Here is a 6,199-nt window from a genome sequence, read left to right on the forward strand (position 1 = left end):
GTCCCGTCCCTTTGGTCGCGCGATTTCCTGCCGCTCGCGACACCGGTCGGGCCCGCGGCGCGCCACTCGCGACGTGATGCGGGGGCGCGCCACTCGCGACGTGATGCGGGGGTCGCGGCGTCCCCGCCGGCCCGGGGCGCGCACAACTCCGGCAAACCTGCTCCCCCACGGCCCCGGATGCCACCGCCCCGCCGATTCCGCAGGAGTTGTGCAGCCGTAACGCCTCGCGCACCCCGGGGCAAGGGCCGCGCCCGGCGACCCCTCGCCGCGTAGCGTCGCCCGCATGAGCGACTTCACTCCCCGCCACGCAATCGTCACCGGCTCGGACTCGGGCATCGGCGCGGCCACCGCCCTCGCCCTCGCCGAAGCCGGGATCGACGTCGCCATCACCTACAACAGCGACAAGGACGGCGCCGAAGAGGTTGCCGCCGCCGTCCGCGCCCGCGGGGCCCGCGCGGTCGTGGCGCAGTTCGACGCGACCGACTTCGACGCGGTCCCCGACTCCGTGAACGCCCTGGCCGACGAGCTCGGCGGCCTCGACGTCTTCGTCAACAACGCCGGCGGCGGGATCGGGGGCAGCTTCCTCGACCTCGACATGAAGACGTGGCGCACCGACATCGCGCTGAACCTCGACGGCGCATTCCTCGCCCTGCACACCGCGGCCCGCCGCATGGTGACGGCCGGAAACGGCGGACGCCTCATCGCCGTCTCGAGCGTGCACGAGCACCAGCCGCGCGTCGGCTCCGCGCCGTACGTCGCGGCGAAGCACGGCCTCGGCGGGCTCATCAAGACGATGGCGCTCGAACTCGGTCAGTACGGCATCACCGCGAACGCGGTCGCCCCGGGCGAGATCGCCACGCCCATCAACGACATGGATGCCGAGGATGCCGACCGCATCCACCGCCCCGGCATCCCGCTCGGTCGCCCCGGCAAGCCGGACGAGGTCGCCGACGTCATCCGTTTCCTGGCCTCGACGTCGGGCTCGTACGTCACCGGTGCGAGCTGGGTCGTCGATGGCGGGATGTTGCAGATGGGACCGCAGGCCGGGTCTCACATGGAGTCGGACGCGTGGCGTTCGGCGGGAGAGGAATGAGCGCGATGAGCGACGAGAAGAGCTTCGAAGAGAACCGTCACGACCAGTTGACGAGCGCCCCGAAAGCGACCGAAGAGGATGCCGCTCCCCGCTTCGACGTCACGAAGCACGACGGCGTGACCCGCATCGACGTGCGCGATGACGCCGCCGTCCGCCCCGGCCCGGGGCAGGGAGACCCCGCGGCAGAAGAGGACACCCCCGTCTCGGGCGACTGAGCCTCAGACCAACAGGTAGCCGCGCCGGTCGACGCCACCGATGCGGAGTCCGGATGCCAGCGCCCCCCGCAGCTGCTCCCGCACCCGCAGCCGCCACTCGGCGGCCGCCGCCGGGTCGGTGCGTCGGAGCGCCTCGATGTCGTCGGGGAGCGCGACGATCGCACGCACCGCATCATCCGTCGGCGTCGGGGCCGGAGGCTCGGCGAGCGCCCAATCGATCATCAGCCGGTCGGACTCGTCGCCGCGGTTGACCTCGTCCGGCATCTCGCCGTATTGGTTCACGAGGTACTCGGTGGCACTGGCTCCGAGGACGGCGAGATTGAAGTGCGCGTTGCGGCGGATGAGCGGGTCGAACGTCCACGTGATGTGGCCGATCCCCCGCTCCAGCGCCCACTCGCGCTGGTGAGCCTTGAGTCGACGGCCGATCCCGCGACCCTGGTGCCCCGGAAGGATGCCGGTGATGTGCGAGTGCATCGTGCGCTCCGCGGGCGGCCCGAAGAACGCCGCGGAGGCCCCGATCATCCGGTCGCCGTCGTAGATGCCGACGACGTAGTTGCCCGAGTGCTCGAGCGCCCGCAGGATGTTCGCCGGCATCGTCGCCCGGTCACCGATCCACACGTCGTCGAACAGCTGCGCCCCGGCGAGGATCGCCTCGAGGGTGTCGAGCGGGCGGATGTCGATGCCGGTCGTGCTCATGCTCCGAGTCTGGCACCCACGGCATCCGCGCACCGCGGGAAGCGCCCGGCCGACGACGAGACGGTTCCGCTCAGCGCGGGTGCGTCCCCGCCACGTGGCGGATGGTGCGGCCGCGCTCCACGACGATCGCGATTCCCCCGATCAGCCACAGCGGCAGCTGCGTGAGGAACGCCAGGCGGAAGGCATCCAGGGAGTACGTGTCGGGGCTGCCCGCGCCCTGCACGTCCATCGCGATACCGATGAACAGGATCGCCAGCAGGGCCGCGAGGAACCCGCCGCCGTTCACGATGCCCGTGGCCGTGCTGAGGCGGTGGCTGGGGGTGAACGTCCGGGCGTGGTCGAACGCGATCATCGACGCGGGGCCGCCGGTCGAGAGCGCGAACATCAGCACGATCAGCAGCCAGACCGGCGCCGGGCCGGGCCACGCCGCGACGACGATCCACGCCACCGCCTGGAACACCACCGTCGGGAGCACCAGCCACCGCGATCGGCGACCCGGATGCCGACTCGACAGCGCCCCGATCACCGGACCGCTGACGATGCCGAAGAGCACGAACAGGGTCATCAGCCCCGAGGCCGTGGCCGCATCCAGCCCCTCGCCCGCGGTGAGGAACGGGAAGCCCCACAGCAGCATGAACGCGGTGCCCGCGAACGGGGTGGTGAAGTGCGACCAGAAGCCGAGACGCGTGCCGGGATGCGACCACGACTCGCGGAACCCCTGCCGCAGGTCGGCGGAGGACTTCACGACCCGGATCGCACCGGTCTGCGTGTCGACCGACGTGTCGACGGGATCGTCACGCCGCTCGGGAGGGCGGTTGCGGATGATCGCGTAGGTCAGAACCGCGAAGAGCACGGCGAGACCCGCGACGCTGCCGAACGCGACGCTCCAGCTCGTGGCGTGCAGGAGGGCGGCGAGCGGAACGACGGCGACGATCTGGCCGAGCTGGCCGATGATCCCGGTCAGCTGCACGAGCACGGGCGCCCGCTGCGCGGGGAACCACGTCGCGATCACGCGCAGCACGCTCGGGAAGATCATGGCGTCGCCCGCACCGATGAGCACTCGGGCCAGGATGCCGATCCCCACCGCATCCGCGAACGCCATGACCAACTGGCCTGCGGCCATCAGCACCATGCCGAGGGCGATCATCGGGCGCGCGCCGTAGCGGTCGAGGAGCAGCCCCACCGGGATCTGCATCGCTCCGTAGACGGCGAGCTGGATGACGGCGAACATCGACAGTGCCGAAGCGTCGGCGTGGAAGCGCACGGCGGCATCGACGCCGACGGCCGACAGCGATGTGCGGTTCACGATCGACACGACGTAGGCGAGCACCCCGACCGCCCACAGCGTCCAGGTGCGCCACCCGGGGCGTTCGAGGGTGCTGATCACGGAGGTTCCTGGGGGATCGAGGGGAACGGATGCCACGAGGGATGGCATCCCGTCCAGGCTACCGGCGGGCTCCGACACGGGACCCGGATGCCGCGGGGAGCACGGAGAATCGCGCGTGTCGGAGCAAGCGAGTAGGTTCGCACCGACACACCGGAGGATTCGCATGCAGATCCAGACCACCACCGCCGGCAGCCTTCCCCGCACCGACGCCCTCATGGCAGCCAACGCCTCACGTCCCTTCGCCGACGACGGCTTCACGTTCGTCCCCGGCGACGCCGCCTTCGACGCGCTCGTCGATGACGCGGTCGCCGACGTCGTCCGCCGCCAGCGCGAGGCCGGCATCACGCTGCCCGGCGACGGCGAGTTCGGCAAGGCGATGTCGAATGCCGTCGACTACGGCGCCTGGTGGTCGTACTCGTTCCAGCGCGTGAGCGGACTGTCGCTCACCGACGTGAACGCGTTCAATGAGCCACCGGTGCGGTCCGAGCCGGGCCGCGTGCGATTGACCTCGTTCCTCGATCGCCGCGACCGCGGGCTGTTCTCCGAGGCGTACCTCGACCCCGACAGCGGCATCGCCACCGGCAAGGTCGCGACGGCGTTCCCGACCACGACCGGGCCGATCGCCTACCGCGGGGCGGAGGCCGTCGCCGCCGACGTGCGGCATCTCACCGCCGCGCTCGACGCGGGCGAGACCGGCTTCCTCACCTCGATCGCCCCCGGCAGTGCCGCCCGGGTGCGGAACGAGTACTACGCCTCCGACGACGAGCACCTGTTCGCGTGGGCCGACGCGCTCCGCGAGGAGTACCGCGCGATCGTCGACTCCGGGCTCATCCTGCAGCTCGACGATCCGTCTCTGGCCGAGAGCTGGGACCAGATCAACCCGGCCCCCTCGGTCGCCGACTACGTCGCGTTCACCCGCACGCGGGTCGAGGCGCTCAACCATGCTCTCGCGGGGATCCCCCGAGAGCGCGTGCGCCTCCACCTGTGCTGGGGCTCGTGGCATGGCCCCCACGTCACCGACATCGAGCTGCGCGACATCCTCCCTGTGGTTCTCGAGGCGAACGTGGGCCAGATCTCGTTCGAGGCCGCCAACGTCCGGCACGAGCACGAGTGGGGCGTGTGGGCGGATGCCGCCGTCCCCGACGACCTGATCCTGGTGCCGGGCGTGGTCAGCCACGCGACGAACGTCGTCGAGCACCCCGACCTCGTAGCCCAGCGCATCGAGCGGTTCGCCGGGATCGTCGGCGCCGACCGCGTGATCGCCTCGACCGACTGCGGCCTCGGCGGACGCGTGCACCCGCAGATCGCCTGGGCCAAGCTCGAGGCGCTCGGCGAGGGAGCACGCCGCGCCCGCGTCTGACGCGGGGTGCCCGGCCTGCGGCCCGCCGGGCGGCGGTGTTCGTCGACGTCACCGGGGCACGGCAGAATGGTGCGATGGTCTCCGCGAGTCCCCACCTGCAGCCCGATCACGCCTGCCTCATCGTCCACGGCAGCGACACCCCCGGCATCATCGCCGCGGTCTCGGCTCTCATCGCCCGTCAGGGCGGCAACATCGTCGCGTTCGACCAGTACTCCGACGGCACGCGCGGCGGGGCCTACTTCCAGCGCGTCGTGTTCCACCGCCCCGACCTCGCGGCATCCCTCCCCGAGATTCAGGCCGATCTGCATCGCACTCTCCGCGACGGCTTCGAACTCGAGTGGAAGCTGACCGACCTGGCTACTCCCAAGCGCATGGCGATCCTGGCCTCCAAGCAGGACCACTGCCTGCTCGACCTGCTGTGGCGTCATCGCCGCGGCGACCTGCCGGTGAGCATCCCGATGGTCGTGTCCAACCACACCACTTCGGCCGAGGACGTCCGCTCCTTCGGCGTCCCGTTCTTCCACGTCCCGTCCACGCCCGGCCCCGACAAGTCGGCATCCGAGGCCCGCATCCTCGAGCTGCTGGTCGGCAACGTGGACTTCATCGTGCTGGCGCGGTACATGCAGATCCTCTCCCCCGACTTCCTCGACAAGATCGGGGTGCCGGTGATCAACATCCACCACTCGTTCCTGCCGGCCTTCATCGGCGCCGAGCCGTACAAGAAGGCGAAGGAGCGCGGCGTGAAGCTCATCGGCGCGACCTCGCACTACGTCACGAGCGACCTCGACGAGGGTCCGATCATCGAGCAGGACACGATCCGCGTCACGCACGCCGATTCGGCCGCCGAGCTCGCGCGCCGCGGCGCCGACGTCGAGCGCCAGGTACTCTCGCGCGCGGTGCTCTGGCACGCCGAGGACCGCATCATCCGCCACGGCAACCACACGATCGTCTTCACGTCGTAGCGCGCGATCCGGTCGCGGTAGCGCGGCATCCGGTCGCCGCCGTGTGCCCCCGGACCACCGAGACTGCACCTGCCTGACAAACCCACTGCAGCCTGCAGTGGAGATGTCAGTCGGATGCAGTCTCGGCGAAACGGCGGGGGGCGCTCGCGGCGGCGATGAGGCATCGACCGCAGCAGGGCAGCGGATGCCGCGACCCCCAAAGAGTCATTTGACGGTCGGCGCCCACGCGGGCACGATGGCGGGATGTCACGACTGGACGACCTGAGGGCGACCGCGCACCCGCTGCGCTTGCGCTTGCTGTCGCTGCTGACCGGCGCCGCGCTGAGCGCGGCCGAAGCGGGCCGCGAGCTCGGCGTCTCGCAAGCCGCGGCGAGCTATCACCTGCGCGTGCTGGAGCGCGCCGGGCTCATCCGCGTGGTCGAGGTGGTCCGCCTGCGCGGCGGGGATGCCAAGCGCTACCGTCACGAGTCGTCGGCGCGGCCGTTC

Annotated in this window: 7 protein-coding genes; 5 read left to right on the forward strand and 2 right to left on the reverse strand. The window is 71.0% G+C overall.

Annotation, left to right across the window (positions count from 1 at the left end; genetic code table 11):
* The first annotated feature begins 283 nt into the window (after positions 1 to 283).
* Positions 284 to 1,093 carry an SDR family oxidoreductase gene (locus tag FE256_RS17315; RefSeq protein WP_138178124.1) on the forward strand — a complete coding sequence of 270 codons (810 nt, stop codon included), beginning with the start codon at positions 284 to 286 and terminating at the stop codon, positions 1,091 to 1,093.
* Positions 1,094 to 1,098: 5 nt separating this feature from the next.
* Positions 1,099 to 1,308 carry a multidrug transporter gene (locus FE256_RS17320; protein ID WP_138178126.1) on the forward strand — a complete coding sequence of 70 codons (210 nt, stop codon included), beginning with the start codon at positions 1,099 to 1,101 and terminating at the stop codon, positions 1,306 to 1,308.
* 3 nt (positions 1,309 to 1,311) lie between these two features.
* Here FE256_RS17320 and FE256_RS17325 read toward each other — a convergent pair whose 3' ends face one another.
* Both FE256_RS17325 and FE256_RS17330 read right to left on the reverse strand, forming a co-directional pair.
* Entirely contained in the window at positions 1,312 to 2,004 is a 693-nt protein-coding gene (locus FE256_RS17325) for a GNAT family N-acetyltransferase (RefSeq protein WP_138178128.1), read from the reverse strand.
* Between the two features lie 70 nt (positions 2,005 to 2,074).
* The gene (locus FE256_RS17330; RefSeq protein ID WP_252371079.1) at positions 2,075 to 3,439 is read right to left on the reverse strand and encodes an MFS transporter; all 1,365 of its coding nucleotides are present in this window, start codon (positions 3,437 to 3,439) and stop codon (positions 2,075 to 2,077) included.
* Positions 3,440 to 3,554: 115 nt separating this feature from the next.
* On the opposite strand from FE256_RS17330, the gene FE256_RS17335 reads away from it, so the two are divergent.
* The 3 genes from FE256_RS17335 to FE256_RS17345 form a co-directional block, all read left to right on the forward strand.
* Positions 3,555 to 4,751 carry a cobalamin-independent methionine synthase II family protein gene (locus tag FE256_RS17335; RefSeq protein ID WP_138178130.1) on the forward strand — a complete coding sequence of 399 codons (1,197 nt, stop codon included), beginning with the start codon at positions 3,555 to 3,557 and terminating at the stop codon, positions 4,749 to 4,751.
* Positions 4,752 to 4,825: 74 nt separating this feature from the next.
* The gene (purU, locus tag FE256_RS17340) at positions 4,826 to 5,713 is read left to right on the forward strand and encodes a formyltetrahydrofolate deformylase (RefSeq protein WP_138178132.1); all 888 of its coding nucleotides are present in this window, start codon (positions 4,826 to 4,828) and stop codon (positions 5,711 to 5,713) included.
* A 243-nt stretch (positions 5,714 to 5,956) separates the two neighbouring features.
* Positions 5,957 to 6,199, forward strand: a 243-nt coding sequence (locus FE256_RS17345) for a winged helix-turn-helix domain-containing protein (RefSeq protein ID WP_138178134.1), incomplete at its 3' end; no start/stop codon positions are given.

The organism is Microbacterium sp. 5K110, from assembly GCF_005774735.1.
GTDB lineage: Bacteria > Actinomycetota > Actinomycetes > Actinomycetales > Microbacteriaceae > Microbacterium.